This window comes from Kitasatospora sp. NPDC047058, assembly GCF_040643935.1.
Taxonomy (GTDB): Bacteria; Actinomycetota; Actinomycetes; order Streptomycetales; family Streptomycetaceae; genus Kitasatospora.
Genome location: NZ_JBEYVJ010000033.1, coordinates 18,819 through 42,254 on the forward strand (window position 1 = coordinate 18,819; position 23,436 = coordinate 42,254).

Genomic DNA, 23,436 nt, shown 5'->3' on the forward strand with positions numbered 1-23,436 from the left:
TTCCTCCGGTCACTCGGGGGGTGGGAACCAGGCTCGCCGGCGCAGGCTGGTGAGGTCGGCAGGGTCCGCCGAGACGTGCCCGGGCGTGGTGGCCAGCAACGGGACCCAGCCGGGCAGCGCCGCCTCGGTGGCGTCCTCCGGTCCGGTGATGACTTCGAGGCTGGCGAAGTCGTCCTGGTAGGACTCGGTGATGTCGCGGCCCGGAGGATACGCGTACTCGGTGGTCGTCCGGGGCGCGAACACCAGCACGGCACGGGTGCCGATCGGCAGGAATCTCTTCAGCAGGGGCCGCAGCTGCTCCTCCATCTGCCCGGACAGCGCGGAGCCCGGGACGAACGGGCTGAGGAACAACGCGAGCGTGCCCCGGGTGTACAGGTCGTGGTCGTCCAGCTCCTCGCCGGGCGCCACCCCCTGGGGTCTGCACGGGGTGTACGCGAGCATGTCGTCCCACTGTTTGCGCCGCCCGTTGCGGTCCGCCGCGGCCGGGGTGACCGTGGTGCTTCCGGCGTACCTGCGGAGCGTGCCCGTGTCGGCCGCACTCACGCTGGTCGGCGCCCCACCCCGATCAGGCACGGCGCCGGGTGCGGAGGTGACCCGGTTGTCCGGCTCGGCCACCTGACGGGAGGCCAGGCCCGAGAGCGAGACACCCCGGTCGCTGCGGAAGAGCAGCCAGTCGCTGCCGTCGGGGGCCGTCACCGGGACCGGCGAGCAGTCCTCCGCCGGCCCGGTGAGGACCGGGACCGGGACCGTGGCGACACCAGCCGGTGTGAGGTCGACGGCCCACACGTCCGACTCGCCCAGCCGATCGGAGCGGAAGTACACCCGCAGACCGCCGCCGGGCAGGTGAACCGGGGCCGGCTCACGGTCGGCCGACCGCCCCTTCGGCAGGGGCGACGTCACCGGTGTCTCCGCCTCCCAGTCACCCGTGGCCAGGTCCAGCACCCGGCGCATCAGGATCCACACGTCGTCGCGCGCGTCGGTGCCTTCCCGGCGCGACCAGAACAGCCACAGTTTGCCTCCTCCCGCGTCCGGAACGACGATCGCGGCCGGTTCCCGGTTGCCTCCCCCGCCGGCCGCGAGGTCGTCCGGGGCGGTCCAGGCGGTACCGTCCCATCGTGCGGTCACGATCCTCCAGCGAGCCCCGTCATGTGCGCTCCAGAACAGCCGGACGTGGTGCGGCCCGTCGACCGCTGCGAACGGGTCCGACACCCACCCCGGACCGGTCAGGTCCTCGGAGGGCGACCAGTCCAGACCGTCGCCCCACGAACCCGGGCCGGAGGTGTTGCCCGGGCCGAAGCCGAGTGCCCCGGCGGCGTCGGAGGCGTCCAGCTCGATCTCCAACCGCTGATCGCCACCGGTGTCCCCGGTCGAGAGTTCGACGGTGCCGTCGGGTTCCGCGGTCGCTGCGACGCCGGTGAGCCGGGCGGTGAGTAGGGCCGCCATCGTCACCGGGTCGGCCCTCCCCTGGTCCGGGACGTCCGCTGCGGTGAACCGAACACCCTGTCGACGGTGCCGGGTCCGGACCACCAGGTGGGCCCCGGGCCGGATCGCGAACGGCCCGGCGTGTCCGGACCGGATCCTGGCGGGCTCCGGTTCACGGGCGGTCGCGACGGCGAACCGAATGCGCGCGTCCACGGTGCCCGGCCGGTCGATCCAGGCCACGAAGAGCCGTCGGTCGGGCAGTTCGGCTCCGGCCGGGTGGGCGGCCGGCTCGGGACCGGTGGGCACCGGGCTCGACTCGCCCCAGAACCCGTGGCGATAGGTCTTGATCCGAACGGCACTCGGGCTCCCGGCGACTTCCGTCGTCCCGTAGCAGAGCCTGAGCCGGTCGGTGCCGAAGACACTCAGCCGTCCTGCCGGGGCGCTCTCCAACGTCACCAGGCTGGCCAGGGACTCCTCCACCCGCACCACCGAGCCCGTGCCCACGGTGTTCGACGTGAGCACCAGCCGCCCGCCCGCCTCGGCGGCGGTGACCTCGGACAAGGTCCGGTTGAGCACGGCGGAGATCTCCTGCGCCGTGGCGACGGCCATGACGGCGAAATCGTCCGGCGCGAAGACCACCTTGACGGGGACCCGGTCGTCGGCGGTGACGGTGAGCTGCATGCCGGGACGCAGGGCGAACGGGCCGGCGCCACCGGTGAGTGCCGCCGCGGTCCGGTCCGCCCCGGTCGCCACCGCGTTGTCGCTGCCGAACCCGAGCAGTGGACCGGCGTCGTCGGTACCGCGCGGCCCGACGGGCGGAGCCGTCACGGCGTACACGTTGAACTGCGGTGCCACGTTGGAGCGGGCGATAGACTGGGCCATCTCCGCGACCTGCACGTACCAGCGGGTGTACCGGTTTACGATGGCCCGGAGGTTCGGCACCGTGCCGACGCCGCGGTACAGGTACGGTGCCGCCGCGATCTCGCTGCGCTGCACGTGGACCGGTACGGTCCGGTTCAGCTCCCAGCCGATCAGGCGGGCGAGCGGGGTGAGGAACTCCGGGCGCACGGTGTCGAGGTCGTGGAGCTGGACCAGCCCCTCGGCGAGACTGCGGGTCAGGTCGAGTGCGGCGCCGGCCACCGAGAGGAACCGGTACAGCTGGCCACGGCCGCGCAGCCCTTCCGGAAGCGCGGCCAGCGCGACGACGACCGCCGGCGGAGCGTCCGCGAGCTCCGTTGTCGACAGGGGCAGGTCGAGTCTGCGGTGCACGGCGGGCAGCAGCGCGTAGAGGGCGTCGCCGAGCCTGTGCTCCGCCGTGCCGGCGAAGGCGGCAGCGCGGGAGCCGTCGTCGGCCCACGACGCCGGCGGCGTGCCGGAGTCCAGCGTGAAGACGGTGTAGTAGTGCGTGGTGAGCGGCCGAACGCCGCGGTCGGAGAACGCCGAGACCACCGGCCCGTGGTAGACCGGCTCCCCGTCGAGCGGGTCGAGCGCGAAGGTCCGCTCGCGGCGGACCACCCGGATCCCGGCGAACGGAGGTCCGCCTACGAACGCCTGGGCCGACGGATTCCGCCAGGACAGCTCGATGCGCCCGCCCTCCAGGTGGGGGACGGCACGGAGGTCGGTCACCGTTCTCACGGGACACCGCCTTCGATGATGGTGAAGATCACCGGCCGGGCCGACAGGTCGAAGCCGGCGGCGCGCGGTGGCGCGTCCCGGTAGCCGGGGCGGGGCAGTTCGAACGGCTTCGGGGTGATGACGCCGCTTGACTCCACATCGGGTCGCTCCACGATGTCGGCGGGCAGGCCGGGTTTGCGGCCGAACTTGACAACGGTCAACGACGCCACCTGCTCAAGGTCCTGGATCAGGTCGTAAACCCGGCTCAGGTAGACCGCCTGCCCGAAGTCGATGTTGTCGAAGGCCAGATAGGACGCGATCGCCTCCTCCACGGCCGTTCTGACCGCCTCCCGCGCGAAGTACGGCTGGGCCCGGATCACCGCGCCGAGGTAGATGTCACAGGGCGCGGGACTCACCACCGAGAGGGACACCGTCGCCATCCGGTGCCGTTCGAAGTGGGCCAGCAGGTCGCGTCGGAGTGTCTCCGAGGGCGGGGCGACCTGTCCGGCCGGAGCCACGTAGAGCTTGATGTCGTTCCAGCTGGTCGCCACCGCCTTGACCTTGCCGACGCCGGGGACCTGCCGGGCGACGTCCATATGGTCGTCGAGGGTGACCGCGCGCTCCTGTGCACGGAACAGCCGTGGTGCCAGCGCACGGGCCCGGCCCAGGTCCTCGCCGTCCGTCCCGCCCGAGGCCGGCCGGAGGTTGACCGCTTCGACGATGTCCGGCAGTGAGGAGGTGAACACCAGGTTCGCCGCCACATTGCCCTCCCGGCCTCCGCCGATCCGGTAGGTGGCCTTGATCCGTACGGAGTCGGAGGCGTCCGTCCGCGGCAGCACCGTGCCGTTGACCCCGTCACCGAACCGGATCGCGGCCCGGCCGTCGGCGTCCCGTCTGGTCACGAAGTGCCGGTCGGCGGGCGTGCTGGTGGCCAACGTGGCCACCTCCGTCCAGCGCGTCGCCCCACCGGGCTCGCTCACCGTCACCGAGACCGAGCCGCGGATGACCGGCCGCTTCTCCAGCGGATGGATCTGGTTCGCGCTGCCGTCCGAGAGGCCGAGGAGCTCCTCCTCGACGGTGAGGCCCTCGACCACCGGCAACGGGAAGAATCGCCGCAGCCCGTCGGCGTCCTCGGGAGGCAGCCGGTCGATGAGCACGTCCGCCGTGGTCTCGAAGCCGAGTTGCCGCCCGCCTGGTTCCGAGACGGTGAATCGGGTGCGGGCGGGAACCGTGAAGGGCAACGGGACGGCGGCCGCGAGGGCGATCTCCAGATCTGCGGTGGCCGGTGCCGGAGGCGAAAGTTCATAGCCGATCAGCCGGAGCAGTTGGACCAGCGCATCCGGCTCGTCAGCAGTCTCCGGCAGCAGGTTGGCGGCGATCCGGGTCTGGTAGTAGAGGGTGAGGTCCGCGGCGTACGCGAAGAGCTCGATGAGCAGGACGCCGAGGTCGCCCTCGCTCTGGTCGGTCCACTCCGGCAACCGCTCTCTGGCCAGCTCCAGCATGGACGCCCGCAGGGCGTCGTAGCCGATATTGGTGTAGTCGAGGGGCAATCCCGTCATGGCCGCTCCCCCGCCGGCTGTAGCGCCACGGTGAGCCGCCGAACCGCGTCGCGCGGATGAACCGTGTACTCCAGGGTGACGATCAGCTCCGCGCCGTCCGCGGACACGGTGACCGGGACGGTCAGCCGCACGTGGGGCATGTAGCGGCGCAGGGACTGCTCGATGTCGTGCCGCAGCAGCGCGTGCATCGGCGCCGCGTTCGGCTCCTGCAGCCGATGCCGGATCCCGGCGCCGTAGGTGCGGAGCATGGCCCGCTCACCGGTGCCGCTGGCCAGCAGGTGCCGCAGATCGGCCTCGACCTTGGCGAAGTCCTCGGCCCGCTCGACCCCGCCGCCGGTCCGGATCCGGAAGGGGAATCCCCATCCCATCAGGCGGTCGGTCATGCGATCCGCCCTTTCAGCGCGGACGGCGCGGCCGCCGGCGCGGGAACCGCACTCAGAGCCGCCTTCAGGGCGGCCTCGGCCGGTGTGGCGGCGGCCCAACCGTCGATGGCCGTGGCCACCCCGTCGATCCATCTCTGTACGTCCCGGATCCACTGCCAGAACGCGGCGTCGGCCACCGCGTCGGAGGCCGTCTCGGCATCCGCCGTGAGCGTGCGGTAGACGGCGAGGCCGAGTGCGTCGAGGTTCGCCCGGACCTGAGGGAGGTCGACGTTGTCCCCGGCGATGGGGCGCATGGCCTCGACGAACCGCTCCGCGGTGCTGCCCTGGTCCGCTCCGATCCCCATGACCGCTCCTCACGCCATCACTTGGGTATTGGTGGTCACGGTCATCACCACGGGCGCCCCGAGATTGCCGATGCCCGAGTCGCCCAGCCGGATCACCGGGCTGGATCCCGGGCCGAGCCTGACCAGCGAGCCCTTCACCTCGACCACCCCCGTGCCGCCGTCGACCGTGGTGGAGCCGGCGGTCATCTCGATGCCGGCACCGGTGGCGAGTTCGGCCCGGATTCCCTCGGCCCCGATGGTGATGCGGTGGCCGTGGAGTCCGTCCTCGACCGTGATGCCGTCGGCGTCGAGGGTCAGCACGTGCCGGTGCGCACCATCGGTGATGCGGACCTTCTCCTCTCCGCTCGTGTCATCGAGGAGCAGCAGGTGCCCGGCCGCCGACCGGACCGCGCGGGACCGCGGCGGATCGGCCCGCACCTCCTGGGGCCACTCACCAGCAACGAACTGGACCCCGGTCCACAACGGCAAGCCGGGGTCCCCGCCTTCGAACTCGACCCAGACCTTCGTCCCGACCTCCGGTACGAAGTAGTAGCCGTACGGCAGAGCGGGACGCGCCGGCATGAGTTCGCCGGGCGGGAAGATCGCCGGGACGGACACCTTGACCTGGCCGAGGCCTGCCTCGTCACGGTTGTCCTTCACGATCCCCGTGTACTTCCCGAAGTACTGGTCCGGCACTTCCTCCTCCTTTCAGCGCGCGCACTTGAAGTCGGTCCGGTATCCCCCGTTGTCCACCTTGTGGGTGACCGAGGAGACGTACCATTCACCGTTGAAGCGGTCGTTGACGCCGTGCACGATCACGTTCGACTTCGCGCGGAGCCAGATCGTGCCGGCGGTGCTGCCGCTCGCGGACATGCCGAGCCGCCGTGATTCGAGGGAGTCGTTGGCCGCCTCCAGCTCCCCCTGGTCCGGCACCACCAGGCCGACGGTGACCTGCCGGGCGGACAGTTGCCGCTGCAGCTCACGCTTGCGCTGGACGCCCCGCTCGTAGAGGCTCCGCAGTCTGTCCTGATCCGCGGCGTTCGCCCGGGACAGGCGAGCCTCATCCAGTTCCCAGACCACGACGTCGGCCGGGGCCTTGGGCTGCGAGGAGACCTGCCGGCCGTGCTGGTCGATGTCGGTGGTCTCCTTGAGCCGGTCGATGTAGCTGCTGTCGAAGCTGGGCGAGAAGGCGATCAGGTTGCTGTCGGGGCCCTCGCGGTACCGCAGGACCAGCGTGTCCGGTCGGCGCAGCCGCACCACACGACGCTCGGGGATGAAGTAGAGGACCTCGCGCTCCGCGTCGTCCAGCTCGACGAAGCACTTGGCGTGGTAGTTCTGCGCCAGTTCCTGCAGGAAGGCGAGGTCGGTCTTGCCGTCCTGGGTGATCGGCCGGCTCTTGATCACGGGATCCGGTGCGAGGGACGCCTCCACCCGGGCGAAGCCGTACGGGCCGGCCACGGCCCGCACGATGTCGGTGACCGTGCGGTCGCGCCACACCTTCTTGCGTTCGACCAGGCCCATGTGGATGGACCGGTCCTCGCCCTTGAGCGAGACGGACGGCACCCCGTTGTCCGGGTAGCCGACCTCGACCTTGGTGATGGTGGCACGGATGAGCATCGCGTGCTGGTCCGGATCCGCGTAGCCGAGGTCGACCTCGGCCACGCTGCCCTCGAACAGGCCGTCGGCGTAGACCAACAGGGGATCGGACAGCGAGATGCTGACGCTGTCGGCCTGCCGGTCGTCCTCGGTCACCGAGACCGAGTCCACCCAACCGGTGATGTCCTGGCCTTCGAGCCGGACGTTGAGGTACGGAACCCGGGTCCCCATCTCAGAACTCCCTGGCCCGGGTCGTACGGGTGGCCGGCCCCTGGTCGGGCATGTCCAGTACGTCACTGGCGCGAAGATCCAGCGGGTACACGGCCGGGTTGGCGTCGAGGATGCGCCACCACAGGCCTTCCGCACCGTAGAAGCGACGGGCCAGCAGATCGACGCCCTCGCCTTCAGCCAACCGGTGCGGGCGCACCGGGCCGCTCGGGGGCCGGGTCAGCCGGAGGGCGACCACCAGCCTCGACGAACCGTCGGGCGCGGTCACAGTCAGGGTCGCAAGTCCCGCGAAGCGGGACCCTGGGCTCGGCGTCATCAGCCGATCCCCCTCAGCGGCACGGTACTCGGACCGTCGTCATCCGGCGTCCGCTCGACGAGCGTCACGGAGACGTCCGCGCGCAGCGGAGCAAGCTCGGGGGTGAACAGCAACTCGGTGATGCCGATCTCGGTGACGACGCAGTCGATGGTGCGATCGCCGAATCCGAAGACGCAGTCCGGCGGGGACGCGAACCGCGTCGTGCCCCCGTACAGCCCGGTGAAACTGCCGCCGGCGTTCTGCCAGTCGGGGGTCCGCGGCCACACCAGGGCCCGGAACTTGTTCAGCTCGGGCGCGATGCTGCCTCCGGGGCCCTTGCTGATCGGGATCTGCTCGTCCGCCGGACCGGCGAACAACCCGTCGACCCGGACGGTGAAGCTGATGGTGCGGTCGCCGCCCTGGCTGTACTGCCGCAGGGGCAGCAACCGGCCGGGCGCGTTCAGCGTGGCGTAGTTCACGGTCCGCTTGTCCGACAACTGCGTCGGGTTGTACTGGAACTCGATCAGCACGTCGGGCACTCCCGGGTCGGGCACCGTGCCGAGCAGGAAGCCCCGGACCGGATTCTTGAGCGTCAGCATCAGCCTCACCTTCGCCTTCAGGCCGGTGCAGGGGCGCGTGTCCCCGTGCGGAAGTCCTGCTCGGAGCGGAGCGAGCCGAGCCGCTCCTGGATCCGCTGGATGAGTTCGTCGGACAGGAGCCGGGCCGCGTCCGCCTCCAGCCGCTCGGCGTTGATGTTCACGGTGATGCCGCCCTCCACGTGGACGGACTGGTCGGCGGCCCCCGTCGGGGCCGCGGGCGCCGCGGCCAGAGGCAGTGCGGGACGATCCCCGGCCGCCCCCGGAAGCCCGGCGGGAGCGGGCGCGCCGATGGTCGGCGGGACGGCGCCCGGCGGGAGAGCGGGGGCGCCGGGCGGGCCGGCGGGGGCTGTGGTCGGCTGTTCGGCCGCCGCCTTGGCCCGGCGCTCCTCGTCGGCCTTCCGGGCGTTGGCGACGGCATCCTCCTGGGCCGCGATCTGTCCTTCCAAGCCGCCCTTCACCGGCTGGGGGGTGAACGCCGCCGCGACGTTGATCTGCGGTACCTCCTTCGGCGGGATCAGCCGGGTCTGTACGTCGACTTGCGGGATCAGGGCGGCACGGCTCAGCCCGGCGAGCTGACCGGCGGCGCTGTCAGCAAGCTGGTTGTAGATCCCCAGGACGGTGTTGACGAGGCCGATGAAGAAGTTCTGGATGGCTGTCCCGGCCGCGATGAAGGTGTTGATGACGCCGATACCGGCGTTCTGCGCCGTCGCCACGATCCACGCCCACACCTGACCGACCAGCACGCCGAGCCCGGCGAAGACCTGCCCGATCGTCTGCACCTGGATGCTGATGAAGTTGGCGGCGATCAGGACGGCCAGCTTGATCTCGTCCCAGTAGGCGATGACGACGATGATGATGCCGATGACGCCCAGCATGACCGCGGCCACGGCGAGCCAGGGATTGTCCCGCAGCGCGGCCTTGACCTGGTCCCAGTAGACGATCAGCAGCACGATCACGGCGATCAGGGCGACGACCGCGAGCACCACCAGGACGACGGGGTTCATCGCCATCACCGCGTTGAAGACCGCCTGTGCGGCGGACGCGATCTGGGTGATCCCGGCGAACGCCTGGAGCACCTGCCCCGCCTGACTGACCGCGCCGCCGGCGGCGCCGAGCAGATCCATGTAGTCCTTGGTCGACTTGTTCGGCTTGTCCCACGCCTCGCCGAGTTTGGTCACCGAGTCGTACAACTGCGGGATCGACGTCATGGCCGTGCCGAGCGCGGTCGCGCCGGAGGAGATCTTCTGCCCCAGCGACTCCGCCGCCTTCGCGGACGCCTTGTCCCCGGCCCCGCCCAGCGCGGCGGTGACGCCGTCCTCCAGCTTCTTCTCGAAGCTCTCCTCCGCGGGGCCGAGGTTGACACCGAGCGCGGCGTCGTGAGCGACGTCGGCCATCTTGCCGCTGGGTCCGAACAGCACCTCCATGGCGGGACCGAAGTCGGGGCTGCCGCTGGCCGCCTTGAGAGCCCTGCGGGCGATGGGGCCGTCCGGGCTCCACGTGAATTCAATGGCATTCCCGAAGGCGTCCTCGAATTTCATGCTCTCGATCGCCCGCTTCACCTGTGTTTCAGTGGCGGTCAGCTCGTCCTGCAAGAAGGTGGCGTAAACCGAAAGCCGCTTCTGGATAAGCGCCTCGGCGCTGTCGATGCTGGTCGACTGGATCTTCCAGAGATTCTCGACCTTTCCTGTCGCACCCGCGATCAGGTCCGCAAGGAGCTGTGTCTTCTGCTCGAAGATCGCCTCGTTCAGCGTGGGGAGGGCCCTGGCGAGGTCGCCGGTCTTGTGTTCGATGTGCAGGTCCAGTTCGCCTGCCTTCCGGGCGACGACATCCACGATACGAACGAGTTCGAGAACCTTCCCCGAGGCCGTCTCGACCTGCACCGTGACCATCTGATTGATCGTGGTCTCGTATCCCCGCCCCTGGTACGCCACCGCATCCTGCAACTGGCCCAGGGAGTGCAGGACGTCGCCCGCCGCCACGCCCGCCTGCTGCATGACGGTGGACATCTGGCCCAGGATCGCAATCAGGCCCTCCGGAGTCACCACGGCCGCTCCTCACCTCCTCGCCGCGCCGTTGATCATGTCCTGTTCCCGCTCCAACTGCTCGACCAGCTGTCGCACGTAGTGCCATCGCTCCTCGGTCGGGAGGCCGAGGATCTCGTCCCGTCCCCAGTGCAGGTGGTACGCGAGGAAGAAGATCTCCTGGCGCAGCCGGTCCTCCTCTCCTACGAAGCTGCCAAGAAATTCGACATGTCGATCGCCGCCCCGTACTCACGACCGCAGCCACCGCAGTTCACGGACCGGCGCAGGTTGATGCCCGGGCCGCCCTTGTTCATGGCCTGGTCGATCAGGCGGCGGTCGGAGAGCGTCAGGTCGTTGAAGACGGAGCTGCCCAGCGCCTCCAGCCTGGGCCGGGGCATGTCACCCATCGACTTCAGGCAGCGGGCCATCAGGGCGTTCTTCCCGTTCGCCGCGTTCTCCCTGATGACGGCGGCGATCCGCTCCTCGTCCGCGCCGGTCGGGTGCCGGAAGACCAGGACGTCGAAGACAGTGCCCGACCGGTCCAGATACCCGTCCTCCAGCCGGACGACGACGTCCTCCAGCACCTCACCACTGCCCAGCCGGACCACGTCCAGATCGGCGAGGTCCTCGATCAGGACGGTGGCCTCCTGACAGGTGGGACAGGAGTACGTCGCCTGCATCTCGGGGCCGAAGGTGATCTCGCGCAGCTTGACCAGCAGGAAGTGCCGGTCAGCCGACAGGAGCTGCTGGACGGTGCGCAGGTCCGGATTCTCGATGCTGCCGATCCGGACCAGGCAGCTGCCGAGCAGTTCCGAGATCATCCGGGCGCCATTGGACCGATGTCGCTTGTCGGCCATGATCGCCTCGTCGCGCCCGGTCATCTTCCTCAGGACGGCGGTGCGATGGATCTGGTTGTCGGAATCCTCAAAACCCACGGGAAGTTCGAATTCGAATTCTCTGACACGCGTTTGCAGCGTCTCTCCGACCATGCCTCAGAACACCCTTTCCAGCCCGTTGTGCTCGATTTCCACCGTCTGCTTGAACAGGTTGGTCGATCCCGCTTCCAGGTCCGCGAACTTGGAGGACTTGACCCAGCCCTCGTAGAAGGCGAAGCGGAGCACCTCCTGTCCGTTCTCCAGCTTCAGCACGGCGCCGTTGCGCCGGACCGAGGACCCACCGCTCGCCCCGTTGAGTGCGAACATCTCCTTGAACCAGTCCCGGAACAGCTTGTCGAACGGGCTGCCGTCCATATTCCGTTCGACCACCAGGGTTTCGAACTTGACCACCCCACTGGCGATCTTCCGCACGACGGGGGAGCCCCCGTCGGGCTGATCGATGGTTTCCGCCGTCCCCTCACTGAGGCCGGTCACCTTCGTCACCGGACAACCGACCCCTTCGATCTCCAGTGCGAACCCGTGGGTCCGATAGGACTCGTGGAATGTCAGCTCTGCCATGTCCTCACCCTTCCTCAGGCCTCTGCCGTAGCGGCGCCGCTGTCCTGCTGACCGACGACGACCAGGATCGTTTCGGCGGGCTTCGCCGGGTAGAAGAGCACCTCCACCTTGAAGTTCCCCACGTTCACCTCTTCCGGCGGATTGTTCTCCGCGTCGCATTTCACGGTGAAGGAGTCCTCGGCCGGATCCGACCCGAAGGCGCCCTGTCGCCACAGGCCGAGCAGGAACGGCGTCACCACGTTGAAGCGAACCCGCCTGCGCAGCTCCTCCGAATGCGGCTCCTGGGGTACCCACCGCAGCCCGTCGCGCAGCGAGGACTTCACGTAGTTGAACAGCCGCCGGACACCGACGTAGAGCCACCGGGTGTCGGTGCTGAGGGTCCGTGAGGCGTCGATGATCACCCCGGCGCCGGGGACGGCACGGATGCCGTTGACGCCGGAGTTCTTGACCAGGTCTGTGTGGTCGGCTTCGGTCATGGGGAACTCCACACCCAGCGCGGACGCGAGCATCGCCTCGTCCCCTGCCGGCGCCTTCCACACACCTCGCGCCTCGGCAATCCGGGCGTACGCACCGAGCACGTGCCCCACCGGCGGAACGAACAACCAGGGATCGTCCCCGACCCGGTCAAGGGGGTTGACGATCTGAATCCACGGCGCGTACAGCGCACCGTAGACCTTCCGGCCCCGGAAGGGTTCCGCGTAACCCTTGATCGCTTCCAGATCCATGCCTTGCGGCGGCGTACCGACGAACATGGCGTCCCCGCGCCGTTCGGCATAGCCGAGGCAGGCGTTCACCACCCCCCGCGAGGTCGAGTCGGGGCAGGCCAGCAGCTGGATGTCCACGGTGTCGAAGGCGAACAGCCCGGTCCGACGGGCCGGATCACCGATGTAGTCGAGATCGCCCGGGGAACCGCCGTCATTGCCTGCGGTCGTCGCGCCGAGCTGATACGTCCCGGCCGCCGGCACGTCGTCGACCGGGCCGGACGCGCTGGCCTGATCGGCGACGGTGACGAAGCGCGAGCCCGACTGCTGGTGGTTGACCACTGTGCCGACGAACCAGTCCAGTGTGTTCTGCATGGAGAGCGACTCGAACCGTTCGACCTCGCCGCCGTCACGGCTCACCACCAGGTCGAACTCGGCGGAGCGGACCCTCACCGCAGTCTGCATCAGGGCCGCGAGCGCGCTGTCCCAGACCACGAACCTTCCCGCTTCCGACACGTGCTCGATCGTCTTCCGCTCGACGACCCCTTGCACGGGCGTGGCATCGGTGAGTCCGAGAGCCTCGGTCGCGTCCGTGGCGCCCGCGGCGACCGAGACGCTTGATTGGGGACCGTAGCTGTCCGACACGAGCACCAAGTGCCGGTCCCCGTCCAGCCTCGCCGAGAAGCCCCGCGCCTGCCGGTTGACCGCCGCAACCACCTCCGGAGCTGTCATAGCTTCCAGGCCACCCTTGAAGTCCGCCTTGTGGAATACCACCTCGACCTGCGAGACGGCACCGTCCACCGTGACCGCGACGGAGGCACCGTCGGCGATGGCAGCTGCCATCCCATGTTTCGCCACCAGCGCGCCCCGGCTCTCGACGCTGACCGCCGATCCGGCGGCCAACCCGCCGATGGACTCCAGGGCTACCAGCGTGCTCCCAACGGCCAGCGAGCCGGAGTTGTCGTTGTCGGGGCTGTTGAAGCCCAACGCGTCCGCCGCGGTACCGGCGGCCCTCAGCCGGACCGTCGCGCCGGGGCCCGAAGGGACGAGCAGGAGACTGCCGTTGGGAGCCACGACGGCCCGGAATGCGGTGGTCTGGCGGGCCACCGCAACGCTCACCTCGGCAGGCGAAGCCGCACCAATAGTGGAGGCGGTGAAGTCGGCACCGTGGAAGGTGACCGTAACGGGCGGTTCATCATTCACCGTGACGACCAGAGTCTGCCCGTCCGTCAGGGCGAACGGCCCGGTCCGGGCACCGTGCAGCTGGGCGGGAACGACGACGTTCGCCCGCGGATGGTCGGCGATCCGCACGGACAGGGAGTTGCCCCACGCGCCCCGGTCCTCGCGGCCGCGGTGGCCGGCTCTGATGTCGAGGGTGTTGACACCCTCGAGGTCGGTCACCATCACCGCGGCGGCGAGGCTGCCGGTCCGGTCCACCACGCGAACGGCGTAGGCCTCCGTTCCGCCGTTGTCGAAGAACCCCCGGACGGCGTGCGGTCCGAAGAGCCCGGGCATGACGCCGCCGAAGTGCGCGGTGAAGTCGCCCATCCCGCGCAGCGGGACCGGGACATCCGGGACGCCGCGCTCGGTGCGAAGCAGGAAGCCGGTCACCGAGACGGGCGCGGCGACGATGGTCGGCGCCGCCCGTCCGTCGACCTCGACGACGTTCACTCCGATGTTCAAGGCCATCGCTGATTTCCCTTACCCCTCGGCGGCGGTGCCGCCGCCGGGCTGCTGGCCGACGACGACGGTGACGGTCTCGGCCGGCCTGACCGGGTAGAAGTAGACCTCCAGGCGGAAGTTGCCCTGGTCCACCTCGGAGACGGGGTTGTTCTCCGCATCGCACTTGACGCTGAAGACCCGCTCGGGCGGATCGGACCCGAAGGCACCCTGCCGCCACAGTCCGGTCAGGAACGGCGTCACCACGTTGAGCCTGACTGAGCGGCGCAACTGCTCGGTGTGCGGCTCCTGCCGCACGAAGCGCAGGCCGTCGCGCAGCGACGCCTTGACGTAGTTGAACAGCAGCCGGACGTTGACGAACCACCACCGGGTGTCGGTGGACAGGGTCCGGGACGCCGCGACGACGATGCCTGCCCCACGGACCGGCCGGATGCCGTTGACTCGGCTCTCGCGCACCAGGTGGGTGTGCTGTTCGTCGGTGAACCGCGCGGCCACGTCGAGCGCGCCCCGGAGCTGGGACTGCAGCCCGGCAGGCGCTTTCCAGATACCCCGCTCGGTGTCGGTCCGGGCGAAGATTCCCAGCACATGACCGTCCGGGGGAACGAACCGGGTCGGTGCCGGGCCGGCTCCCGCCGGATCGACGACCTGGATCCATGGTGCGTACAGCGCCCCGTACACCTTGGCTGCCTGGAACTGCTCCGCGTAGGACGCCACGTCGATGAGATAGTCGCTTTCCGACTTCTTGTAGTCGGCGGGAGCGCGTGGGACGGTGACTCTCTCGGCTCGGCCCCGGTCGGGGGCCGAGCCGACGAAGCAGATGTCGCCACGCTGGGCGCAGTAGTCCAGAGCTCCGCGGACTACGCTTAGTCGGGCGTCGTCGGTCAGGGTGTGGGCGTCCGGTAGGGCGAGCAGTTGCACGTCGGTGGTGTCCAGGGCATGCAGTCCGGTACGGGCGGCGGCAGTGCCCAGATAGTCCGTGGCGGTGACCGGGTTCTCCGTGCCGTCGCCCAGGTCCTGGCCGGTGACGGGCACTGGATTCCGCACGCCGCTCGGAGTGGTGTCGGCCGCCAGATCCGTCAGCGTCACGAATCGTGAGCCGGTGACCCCGTGGTTGAGCCGGGTGACGGCGTAGTCGGCGGAGTCCGGCTCCATGCTCAGCTGCCGCCAGGTCTCGACCGCTTCAAAGTCTCCGGCCGGCTCCGGGCGGTAGCGGATGGTCAGGGTGAACTCCGCCGTGCTCACCGTGGTGGCCCCGACCGTCATGGCCGCGCTGACCGGTTCGGACCAGGTGACGGTTCCGGTCGCGGCGCGCGGATCGCCCGTCACGTCGACATCGACGGCGGTCACCTTCCGGTACTCCTTGGTGGTGCCGCTGGTGAACAGCAGCACCGTGCCCGTTCCCACGTCAGTCAGGGACGCCAGGCGGGCTTTGGTGGCGTTCGCCGCCGCGTCGGCGAGCAGCTTCGTGCGGGCCCGCGGATCGTCCGTCACGTCGACCCGGAGCCGCTCGCCCCAGTCGCCAGGGTCGCTCTCCCCGCGGTAACCAGCCGAGACCCGAAGGGTGGGGGCGGCCGTCGCCTGCCGGTCCACGAGCACTCGTGAGGCCGGCACGCTTCCCGCCCCGACCACACGGCTGACGTGGGCGGTGACCCCGCCGTTCAGGAAGAAGCCGTCCAACGCATGGGCGAGGACCCCGTCGGGACGATGTCTGCCGAACCTCTCCCGGAACTGTGCCGGGCCGGTGAGCCGTACGGGACGATCGACCGGGCCGCGTTCGGTCAGACCGACGAAGGCGGCGACCGAGGTCGCGGCGCCCGCGATGGCCGGCCGCGCGGTGCCGTCGACCTCGACGACGTTCACTCCTACATTCGCCGACATACGGCGCCGTCCCCTCGCTGTCGCGTCCTGCCGCCGCCCGCGACGATGCGGGCTGCGGTGCACGGCGCGGTGCGCCGTCGCTCGTGGGCCGGATCCCTCGTGCCGGAGGTCGGCGCGGTCCGACGGGAGTTCATGACTCCGTCCCCACCCCTTCGTCGTCGCCGGGTACGTCCGGCCGGCCGGCCCGGACCTCCGTGCGACGCACCCACGGGAGCTCCTCGCGGGGGCCGGTCTGCATCCGGGAGCCCACCCGGACGTACACCGGCGCCGACTGCCGAGGGGTGCGTTCCTCCAGCGGGGGCGGGGGAAGCACCTCGACGGGTACGGGCGCCTCGTTGATCCACAGGGCTCGATCGGCGGAGAGCCTGCTCAGCACACCGTTGTGGACGGTGACCTGCGCTGCGTGGCTCCCACCGAATACGGAGACTTGGTAGTCGGCGTGGAAGGCCCGGGCCGGCGGCCTGACGGCGCAGGCCGTGAGCCGGCCTCGGGGCCGGAAGCTGTCCCGCTGGGCGATGTAGCCGGTCCGCTCGGGGTCCTCGCGGACATCGGTGCACGACAACACCACCCGCGGCGTCACCGTCTCGTCGGGATCCGATGCACTCTCCGCCGCGACCGGCACCGTCACGGACGCGAATGACGTCCCGGCGGTGAAGGTGCCGACCAGCGGCGAGGCCTCCGGGAAGGTCAGCCGGGTCCGGCCCGCCGCTCGATCGTGCTCCGCCCCGACCACGTCGTGCACCTCGTCTCCCAGCGGACTTCCCTCCAGGAAGATCCGGTTGCCGGCCGCCATACCTGGCGCGTAGTCCAGCGTCACCGTCGAATCGCCCGGATTGGCCGTGGCCCGGACCGGTACCCGGGTCAGGCCGGGTAGTGACATACCGGAAAGGGCTTCCCCCAAGGCCCGTTCGATGTCCTCCAGCATCTCCTCGCGGACGGCCACGAGCCGGAACAGCTCAGTGGTGAAGGCTGTGGTGCCGACCGTCTCCACCCGGAACCGGACGACCGCCCCTCGACGGTCGGCACTGATGCCGATCACGCGCTGTTCCCAGACCTGCGGCTCGTTGACGGGAACGAACCAGCGATGCTGCTCCTGCAAGGTGTCCTCGGCGTCCTCGTAGGAAAGCGCCAGATAGAAGGGGCACGCGGTCGTGCCGTCCGCGGGGGCCTCGGCACGGATCCAGACCCGCAGCTCGTCCCACTCGGTGAGGTCGAGCGGACGATCGGGGACGAACTCGGCTACCGCCTCCGTCGGCCCGCCGGAAAATCGGAGCCGATTGACCGTCACCTCCCGGTCTAGGAGCTTCCGGCCCTCGGTCGTAACCTCCAGCGCTGGATGCGTGGAGGTCCACGCGCTATTCGTGTCGTGCACGAGCAGGGTCGTCATGGGCATCTCTATGCAAGGGAAGGTGCAGCACGCTCATGGGAGATCCCGGACAAGGAATGTGTGCCGGCCTGTGTCATGGTTCGTTTTCGCGGTTCCCGACCCGGGTCGGGCCTGTGATCCGGCTTTCGCCACAGTGTCGCCGGTTGTGGCCTCCCCCAATCGCGATCTCGTCCACGTGGAGTACCGCATTCACCTCTCCAGGGCGTCCATGACCGTCACACTCGGGCGGGTACCGTTGACAGCCGCTCGATGATGGCCGTACCTCGTGCCGGGCTGCCTGCGGGCCCGGGTGCCGTGACCGCGGCCGCTACCGATCATCGGGGTTACCGCATGACAACACCGGCTCCAGGCGCGACGAAAACCCCGGCCGGCGGAGGCCTGCGCGGTCTCGTCGACGTGGACCAAGGTGTCGTCGACGCCCGGATGGACGCTTGGCCCGTGCCGGTGACGGCCAGGTAGACGGATTCAACGGCGACGCCGACGAATATCCCGGCGTACGAGGGTGATGCAGGGCGGCGTCGTTCAGGGGTTCTGTTCGGTTTGATCACCTGATGCCGAGGGTGGCGAGCGGCCGGGCGGAGTCTCGGCCGTGTCTGCGCAGGCCGGCGGCGAGTGTTGTCGTACCCGGTCAGGCGGAGGGCGCCGATGCCAGCTTGCGCAGTGCCGCCATTGCCCGGGACGCGTTACCGGTCCGCACCCGCGAGGCGTCTTCGGCGAAGGTGGTGTCGCGCACGTGGTGGATCTTGTTCTCGATTCCCCAGTGCTCGCGTACGCGATGCGCGATCTCGGGAGCGTCGGCCAGCTCCGCTGTCAGGTCGGTGACCGCGTAGACGCGTTCCAGGGTGACCTTGCCAGTGGTGATGAGCCGGCGGCGGCGCACGGCCTGCAGCGCGTGCGGTAAGCCGGGGCCTCGCGTGGTGGTAGCGGTCTTGACGCGGCGGATCTCGTCACGGCCGTGCTCCGTGGCGCGGGCCGCCGAGGGCGGCCAGGACGGCGGCGGGGGCGTCTGCGGCCCACCGGCGATGGCGGTCAGGGACTTCGCGCCGGCCAGGACCGCGCATGCGGCGAGTGCGAGGACGAAGGCGAGGGGGTGGCGGCGACCCATGGCCCGGCGTGGATCGGGTAGCGCCGCGAGACAGTCCAGCAGCTGCGGGCGTTCCCCGGGCTCGGTAGGCCGGGCGTCGGCGAGCTGGGCCAGGCCGGCCGAGATGGGCGATGATGATCGGGCAGGGACGGTCTTCCGTCGTGGTGATCACGGACTCGACACCTCATGATCACCCGGAGGCCGTGCCTGCCTCCGTTCCAGCCCGGTCCGCGAACTTTACTGCCGCATCAGCTGCCTGAACGGATATCAACAGGGACACTTCGCCTGAACGACGTCACCCTGCCTTACCATCGCGGACCAGAGCCCTGCTCCTGTCCAGCACCAGAGCCGGAGGAGCGTCCCCCAATCGGAGGGGACGGTCCCGCCCATCGCCGAACTGGGCGACCACCTCGCCTCGCGTCCCCACCAGTTGCCCTTCCTTGCCCACGACCTCTACGGACCACAGGCACAAAGCCCACCGGACCCACGGGCCGGCCGCCGACCGTGCGCCACGGAACCACGAACGGCGGCTCGACCCCGGCGAGGAGCACCACGATGCCGCCCTACAGGACCTGTTAACCGTCCCTCTGCCGACCGATCGGACATGTCTGAGCTTGACTCTGTCGGGGATCTTGGAGCTTCCCGGTGTGCCCGCCTGAGCAGCGGGCATGCTCGTGGCTGATCGAAGACCGATGCAGTTGTCGAGGTGTCACTTGTCGCTCCGTCCCCGTTTCGGTGAGCAAGTCCCGTCTCTGACTGCGCAGATCGCGCGGGCGAGCAATCCGGGCGGTACGACGGCGATGTGGGTGCGGGACCGGCTCGACGGGCTGTGGTGCGACGAGGACTTCGCCGGCTGGTATCCACGGGACGGGCGCCCAGGCATCTCGCCCGCCCAGCTGGCCACCGTCTGCGTGCTGCAGTTCCTGCTCGGCCTGTCGGACCGGCAAGCGGCCGAAGCGGTGCGCTGCCGCATCGACTTCAAGTACGCGATGACCATGGAACTGGACGATCCCGGCTTCCACCACAGCGTGCTGGCCGACTTTCGTGAGCGCCTGGTCCTGGAGGACCGCGCCGACCGCCTCCTCGACCTGGCACTCGCACGCCTGAAGGAGGCCGGACTCGTGCGAGAGCGCACCACGCAGCGCACCGACTCCACCCACGTCCTGGCCGCGGTCCGGGACCTGACCCGGCTGGAGCTGGTCACCGAGGCGGTCCGTGCCGCGCTGGAGGAAGTGGCCCGCACCACTTCGCACCTGTTGACCGGCCTGGTCGACGAGGAGTGGGGGCGCCGCTACGGCCGCCCGGTCCGCCTGGGCAAGAACCCCACCCGGCCCAGGACCAGGATCCTCGCCGCCGGCGACGACGCCTGCCGCCTGCTGGAGCACCTCCACTGGCACGGACCGGGCTACCGGCCCGGCCCGCACGCCGATGCCCTGCGGCAGATCATGATGCAGAACTACTACCGCGACGCGGCGGGCCGCCTGCGCTGGCGCACCGCTGACGACGGTGGCCTGCCGCCCTCCGGCTCGGCGATCGTCTCCCCCTACGACACCACGGCGCGCTACGTCCGTCACGGGCACATCATCAGCTGGAAGGGGTTCGCCGCGCACGTCACCGAGACGTGTGCCTCCGACAACGTCAACGTGATCACGGATGTGGCCACCACCTCGGCCGCCACGAACGACGGCCAGGCCCTGCCCGGCATCCACACCCGCCTGGCACGTCGCGAGCTGCTGCCCGCCGAGCACCTGGTCGACGGCGGCTACACCTCCCTGGTCCATCTGGAACGAGCCGCTCGCGAACACGAGGTCACCGTCAGCGGGCCGCTTCCGGGCAACCCCACCCGCCAGCACCGCAAGAAGGAGGGCTTCGACCGGGACGACTTCCACATCGACTTCGACCTACGACAGGTCACCTGCCCGAACGGCCAGGTCAGCGCCGGCTGGCACGGCCCCTACCCGACCTCCTCGCCCACCGCGGCACCGCTGATCGTGGCACGGTTCACCAAGAGCCAGTGCCAGCCGTGTCCGGACCGCCCCCGCTGCACCAGCTCCAGCGACGCCCGGAACGTGGGCTTCCCCCCACGAGAACTCCGCGACCTGCAAGTCCGCGTCCGCACCGAGCAGCAGACGCCCGACTGGAAGGCCCGCTACGCGGTCCGTTCCGGGATCGAGGGCACCATCAACGAGTTCGCCCACGGACACGGCATGCGCCGCTGCCGCTACCGAGGACAGCCGAAAACCCACCTGCAACACATACTCACAGCCATCGCCGTGAACATCGAGCGCCTCAGCGGCCGGTCAGTCACGGAGAAAGCCCCGTCACCGAGGCCGCCGACCGCGTTCCAGACCTTTCTGGACGAGAACGACATCCCCCGAACGAAGTCCTGGCGGACCCTCGGCACTTGAGCCCGACCGTCCAAGATCCCCGACAGAGTCAAGCTGAGAGGTCGGCGCTTGGCGGCAAGGCGAGATGGCCTGAGGTCCTGAGATCACCAGAACGGGTGGCGTCCCCCGATCCGACAGAGTGCCCCGCCGCTGCGCTGGCAGGGTAGACATGGGCGAAGACCGTAGGCAGTCGCGGACTGCCGATTGCAGGGCGATGCGTTCAGCTGCCCGAGACAACAGGCGGCACCTCCCCCGCAGTTCGCGAAGGAGAAACGTACGCATGCTCGACCCCGAACTCCCCAGCCGCCCCGCCCCCGGACCTCGGTGAGCAGCATCAGCCGACAGCCCGCGCCAGCGGCCGTCGCACCTTCGCGAAGGGGTTGGCCGGCGTCGCCGCGGCAGGCGTCGGCGCGCTGCTGCCCACGTCGGCACAGGCTGCCGACGGTCGCGGCGGCCGGTCGGCCCGGAGCGCGTTCCCCTTCCCGCTGCCGGCGACGGGTGTCGAGATCCCCAGCAGCCTGTACGCCGCCAACGTGCCGCTACAGATCAACGCCGGCGTCCTCAACCTCGACTTCAAGGGCGGCATCCGGGGCTGGGTCGAAAGGTCGGACGCCGATGGACTGAAACTCTCGGTCATCGGCTTCAGGGCCACAGCGGAGAGCCCCGTGCTCGGGACCGTGACGATGGAACATTCCGACACCCCGTTGAGCGTCCTGCGGATGGGGATCAACTAGTGCTCTGACCGGCAACGTTCACCGGGTTGGCGATGATGGCGCCCGAACCGGTTGGGTGGGGCGACATCCGATTCGGCGTGGGGAGGCGTGGTGGCGGAGCCGGTCAGGGTCCGGAGGTTGACCGATCAGGAGGGCCAGCAGTTACAGCGGATTGTGCGACGGGGCAGCACGAACACGGTGCGCTACCGGAGGGCGATGATGCTGCTGGCCTCGGCCGGCGGGAACCGGGTGCCGGTGATCGCCCAGCTGGTGCAGGCGGACGAGGACACGGTGCGGGACGTGATCCACCGGTTCAACGAGATCGGCCTGGCCTGTCTGGACCCTCGGTGGGCGGGAGGCCGTCCCCGCCTGCTCAGTTCTGACGACGAGGACTTCGTCGTCCAGACGGCCACCACCCGACCGGTCAAGCTCGGGCAGCCCTTCACCCGCTGGTCGATCCGCAAACTGCTCGCCTACCTGCGCAAGGTGCACGGTCGGGTGATCCGAATCGGCCGCGAGGCCTTGCGTTGCCTGCTTGCCCGACGCGGCGTCACCTTCCAGCGCACCAAGACGTGGAAGGAGTCCACCGACCCCGCGTACGATGCCAAGCTGGAACGGATCGAGCACGTCCTGGAGCACTTTCCAGACCGGACGTTCGCGTTCGACGAGTTCGGCCCGCTCGGCATCCGCCCCACCGCGGGCAGTTGCTGGGCCGAGCAGAGCCGGCCCGACCGGCTCCCGGCGACCTACAAGCGGACCCATGGCGTGACCTACTTCCACGGCTGCTACTCGATCGGCGAGGACATCCTGTGGGGCGTCAACCGGCGCCGCAAGGGCACCACGAACACCCTTGCCGCGCTCAGGTCGATCCGGGCCGTCCGCCCGGACGGCGCCCCGGTCTACGTGATCCTGGACAACCTCTCCGCCCACAACGGCAAGAAGATCCTCCGCTGGGCGAAGAACAACAACGTCCTCGTGTGCTTCACCCCGACCAACGCGTCCTGGGCGAACCCGATAGAGGCGCACTTCGGACCGCTGCGGCAGTTCACGCTTGCCAACTCGCACCACCCGAACCACACGGTCCAGACCCGCGCACTGCATGCCTACCTGCGCTGGCGCAACGCCAACGCCCGCCATCCCGACGTCCTCGCCGCCCAGCGCAAGGAACGCGCCCGCATCCGCAGCGAGAAGGGCCTGCGGTGGGGCGGACGACCGGCCCTCGCCGCGTGACGAATAACCGGCGAACGGCACCGGTCAAAGCTCCAGACACTGTCACGACCGATGGAGCGACGAGAGGAACGTCTTGGGCGTTCGGGCGTGATCACGCTGGACCGTCTCAGTCGTATGGCGACAGACTCGTTGGCATGGTGACTCTGCGGGTCCTCACGACAGACGGCTGGCCGCTGTGGCGGACGCTTCGCCTTGCGGCACTGGCGGATGCGCCGCACGCGTTCAAGTCCCGGCTCGCCGACTGGCACAAAGGCGAAGAAGAACGCTGGCGTGTCCGCCTGGAGATTCCCGGCGCTTACCATGTCGCCGCGCTGCTGGACGGCTACGCTGTCGGCATGGCCAGCGGCCTCCCCAGCGACGGCGATACCAGGGAGCTGAGGTCCGTTTGGGTCCGTTCCGGGGCGCGAGGCCGCGGGATCGGCGCCCGGCTGATCACGGCAGTGGAGACCTGGGCTCTGGAATCAGGCGGAGCGGTGTTGAAGCTGGCGGTGCTCTCGGGCAACGAGGCCGCCTTGACCCTCTACCGGCGCAGCGGGTTCATCGCCGTGAAAGAGCCCTGCGACGTATTGCCCGACGGGAGGACCAGGGAACACGTGATGGTGAAGGCATTGCGCCGGGCTTGACCGGCAAGAGCGATGCCTCTGGATCGCCGCCCCACTCCGCCATGTCGAAGCCGCCACCAACTCGGCGAACTACTCGGGCTGCCCTGAGAACGGCTCGGTCCACGCCGGGCAGCCGGCCCGGGCCCGACTGCTGCCAACTCGGTGAACCTTCGCGGTCAGAGCACTAGTGCCGTATCAGGCAACGTTCGCCTCGTCGTGACGTGTCGCCCGGTTGCTGAGCCGGGCGGCACCGGACCGTCAGAATGATCACGTGGCTGAA

At 69.7% G+C, this 23,436-nt stretch carries 20 protein-coding genes; 4 read left to right on the top strand and 16 right to left on the bottom strand.

The window, feature by feature from the left end; genetic code table 11:
- Positions 1 to 9 precede the first annotated feature (9 nt).
- The 16 genes from ABZ885_RS07810 to ABZ885_RS07885 form a co-directional block, all read right to left on the bottom strand.
- Positions 10 to 3,048, bottom strand: a complete 3,039-nt coding sequence (locus ABZ885_RS07810; protein ID WP_360184646.1) for a hypothetical protein — start codon at positions 3,046 to 3,048, stop codon at positions 10 to 12.
- Between the two features lie 5 nt (positions 3,049 to 3,053).
- The gene (locus tag ABZ885_RS07815) at positions 3,054 to 4,595 is read right to left on the bottom strand and encodes a putative baseplate assembly protein (protein ID WP_360184649.1); all 1,542 of its coding nucleotides are present in this window, start codon (positions 4,593 to 4,595) and stop codon (positions 3,054 to 3,056) included.
- The gene (locus ABZ885_RS07820; protein WP_360184652.1) at positions 4,592 to 4,978 is read right to left on the bottom strand and encodes a GPW/gp25 family protein; all 387 of its coding nucleotides are present in this window, start codon (positions 4,976 to 4,978) and stop codon (positions 4,592 to 4,594) included. The genes ABZ885_RS07815 and ABZ885_RS07820 overlap by 4 nt, the downstream gene beginning before the upstream one ends.
- Positions 4,975 to 5,322 (bottom strand): hypothetical protein, encoded by a 348-nt coding sequence (locus tag ABZ885_RS07825; protein WP_360184655.1) that lies wholly within the window; start codon positions 5,320 to 5,322, stop codon positions 4,975 to 4,977. Before ABZ885_RS07825 ends, ABZ885_RS07820 begins: the two co-directional genes overlap by 4 nt.
- A gap of 9 nt (positions 5,323 to 5,331) precedes the next feature.
- Entirely contained in the window at positions 5,332 to 5,997 is a 666-nt protein-coding gene (locus ABZ885_RS07830; RefSeq protein ID WP_360184657.1) for a phage baseplate assembly protein V, read from the bottom strand.
- Between the two features lie 12 nt (positions 5,998 to 6,009).
- Positions 6,010 to 7,128: a contractile injection system protein, VgrG/Pvc8 family gene (locus tag ABZ885_RS07835; RefSeq protein WP_360184660.1), complete on the bottom strand. Its 1,119-nt coding sequence runs from the start codon at positions 7,126 to 7,128 to the stop codon at positions 6,010 to 6,012.
- A 1-nt stretch (position 7,129) separates the two neighbouring features.
- A complete protein-coding gene (locus tag ABZ885_RS07840; protein WP_360184662.1) occupies positions 7,130 to 7,393 on the bottom strand; it encodes a tail protein X in 264 nt (87 codons plus the stop codon).
- A gap of 47 nt (positions 7,394 to 7,440) precedes the next feature.
- On the bottom strand, positions 7,441 to 8,019 hold the full coding sequence (locus ABZ885_RS07845; protein ID WP_360184665.1) for a hypothetical protein: 579 nt from the start codon (positions 8,017 to 8,019) through the stop codon (positions 7,441 to 7,443).
- 17 nt (positions 8,020 to 8,036) lie between these two features.
- A complete protein-coding gene (locus ABZ885_RS07850) occupies positions 8,037 to 10,064 on the bottom strand; it encodes a hypothetical protein (protein WP_360184667.1) in 2,028 nt (675 codons plus the stop codon).
- A 9-nt stretch (positions 10,065 to 10,073) separates the two neighbouring features.
- Positions 10,074 to 10,229 (bottom strand): DUF6760 family protein, encoded by a 156-nt coding sequence (locus tag ABZ885_RS07855; protein WP_360184694.1) that lies wholly within the window; start codon positions 10,227 to 10,229, stop codon positions 10,074 to 10,076.
- 14 nt (positions 10,230 to 10,243) lie between these two features.
- Positions 10,244 to 10,975, bottom strand: a complete 732-nt coding sequence (locus ABZ885_RS07860) for a hypothetical protein (protein ID WP_360184670.1) — start codon at positions 10,973 to 10,975, stop codon at positions 10,244 to 10,246.
- Positions 10,976 to 11,032: 57 nt separating this feature from the next.
- Complete coding sequence (locus ABZ885_RS07865; protein ID WP_360184672.1) at positions 11,033 to 11,494, bottom strand: phage tail protein; 462 nt, start codon at positions 11,492 to 11,494, stop codon at positions 11,033 to 11,035.
- A gap of 14 nt (positions 11,495 to 11,508) precedes the next feature.
- Complete coding sequence (locus tag ABZ885_RS07870; RefSeq protein WP_360184674.1) at positions 11,509 to 13,884, bottom strand: hypothetical protein; 2,376 nt, start codon at positions 13,882 to 13,884, stop codon at positions 11,509 to 11,511.
- A 12-nt stretch (positions 13,885 to 13,896) separates the two neighbouring features.
- Positions 13,897 to 15,735 (bottom strand): phage tail sheath subtilisin-like domain-containing protein, encoded by a 1,839-nt coding sequence (locus ABZ885_RS07875; protein WP_360184676.1) that lies wholly within the window; start codon positions 15,733 to 15,735, stop codon positions 13,897 to 13,899.
- A 148-nt stretch (positions 15,736 to 15,883) separates the two neighbouring features.
- Positions 15,884 to 17,140, bottom strand: coding sequence for a hypothetical protein (locus ABZ885_RS07880; protein ID WP_360184679.1), 1,257 nt, complete (start codon positions 17,138 to 17,140; stop codon positions 15,884 to 15,886).
- 628 nt (positions 17,141 to 17,768) lie between these two features.
- Positions 17,769 to 18,350, bottom strand: coding sequence for a transposase family protein (locus ABZ885_RS07885; RefSeq protein WP_360184697.1), 582 nt, complete (start codon positions 18,348 to 18,350; stop codon positions 17,769 to 17,771).
- Positions 18,351 to 19,024: 674 nt separating this feature from the next.
- Between ABZ885_RS07885 and ABZ885_RS07890 the strand changes: the two genes are divergently transcribed.
- From ABZ885_RS07890 to ABZ885_RS07905, 4 genes are all read left to right on the top strand, one after another.
- Entirely contained in the window at positions 19,025 to 20,632 is a 1,608-nt protein-coding gene (locus tag ABZ885_RS07890) for an IS1182 family transposase (protein WP_360184681.1), read from the top strand.
- A 359-nt stretch (positions 20,633 to 20,991) separates the two neighbouring features.
- Positions 20,992 to 21,345, top strand: a complete 354-nt coding sequence (locus ABZ885_RS07895) for a hypothetical protein (RefSeq protein WP_360184683.1) — start codon at positions 20,992 to 20,994, stop codon at positions 21,343 to 21,345.
- 90 nt (positions 21,346 to 21,435) lie between these two features.
- On the top strand, positions 21,436 to 22,554 hold the full coding sequence (locus ABZ885_RS07900) for an IS630 family transposase (protein WP_360184685.1): 1,119 nt from the start codon (positions 21,436 to 21,438) through the stop codon (positions 22,552 to 22,554).
- A gap of 134 nt (positions 22,555 to 22,688) precedes the next feature.
- A complete protein-coding gene (locus ABZ885_RS07905; protein ID WP_360184688.1) occupies positions 22,689 to 23,177 on the top strand; it encodes a GNAT family N-acetyltransferase in 489 nt (162 codons plus the stop codon).
- Positions 23,178 to 23,436 lie beyond the last annotated feature (259 nt).

Bases quoted from the DNA above. Each gene is read 5' to 3' on its own strand.
- ABZ885_RS07890 (WP_360184681.1), top strand. From the start codon at position 19,025: ATGTGGGTGCGGGACCGGCTCGACGGGCTGTGGTGCGACGAGGACTTC.
- ABZ885_RS07905 (WP_360184688.1), top strand. From the start codon at position 22,689: ATGGTGACTCTGCGGGTCCTCACGACAGACGGCTGGCCGCTGTGGCGG.
- ABZ885_RS07820 (WP_360184652.1), bottom strand. From the start codon at position 4,978: ATGACCGACCGCCTGATGGGATGGGGATTCCCCTTCCGGATCCGGACC.
- ABZ885_RS07815 (WP_360184649.1), bottom strand. From the start codon at position 4,595: ATGACGGGATTGCCCCTCGACTACACCAATATCGGCTACGACGCCCTG.
- ABZ885_RS07825 (WP_360184655.1), bottom strand. From the start codon at position 5,322: ATGGGGATCGGAGCGGACCAGGGCAGCACCGCGGAGCGGTTCGTCGAG.
- ABZ885_RS07845 (WP_360184665.1), bottom strand. From the start codon at position 8,019: ATGCTGACGCTCAAGAATCCGGTCCGGGGCTTCCTGCTCGGCACGGTG.
- ABZ885_RS07880 (WP_360184679.1), bottom strand. From the start codon at position 17,140: ATGACGACCCTGCTCGTGCACGACACGAATAGCGCGTGGACCTCCACG.
- ABZ885_RS07870 (WP_360184674.1), bottom strand. From the start codon at position 13,884: ATGGCCTTGAACATCGGAGTGAACGTCGTCGAGGTCGACGGACGGGCG.
- ABZ885_RS07835 (WP_360184660.1), bottom strand. From the start codon at position 7,128: ATGGGGACCCGGGTTCCGTACCTCAACGTCCGGCTCGAAGGCCAGGAC.
- ABZ885_RS07865 (WP_360184672.1), bottom strand. From the start codon at position 11,494: ATGGCAGAGCTGACATTCCACGAGTCCTATCGGACCCACGGGTTCGCA.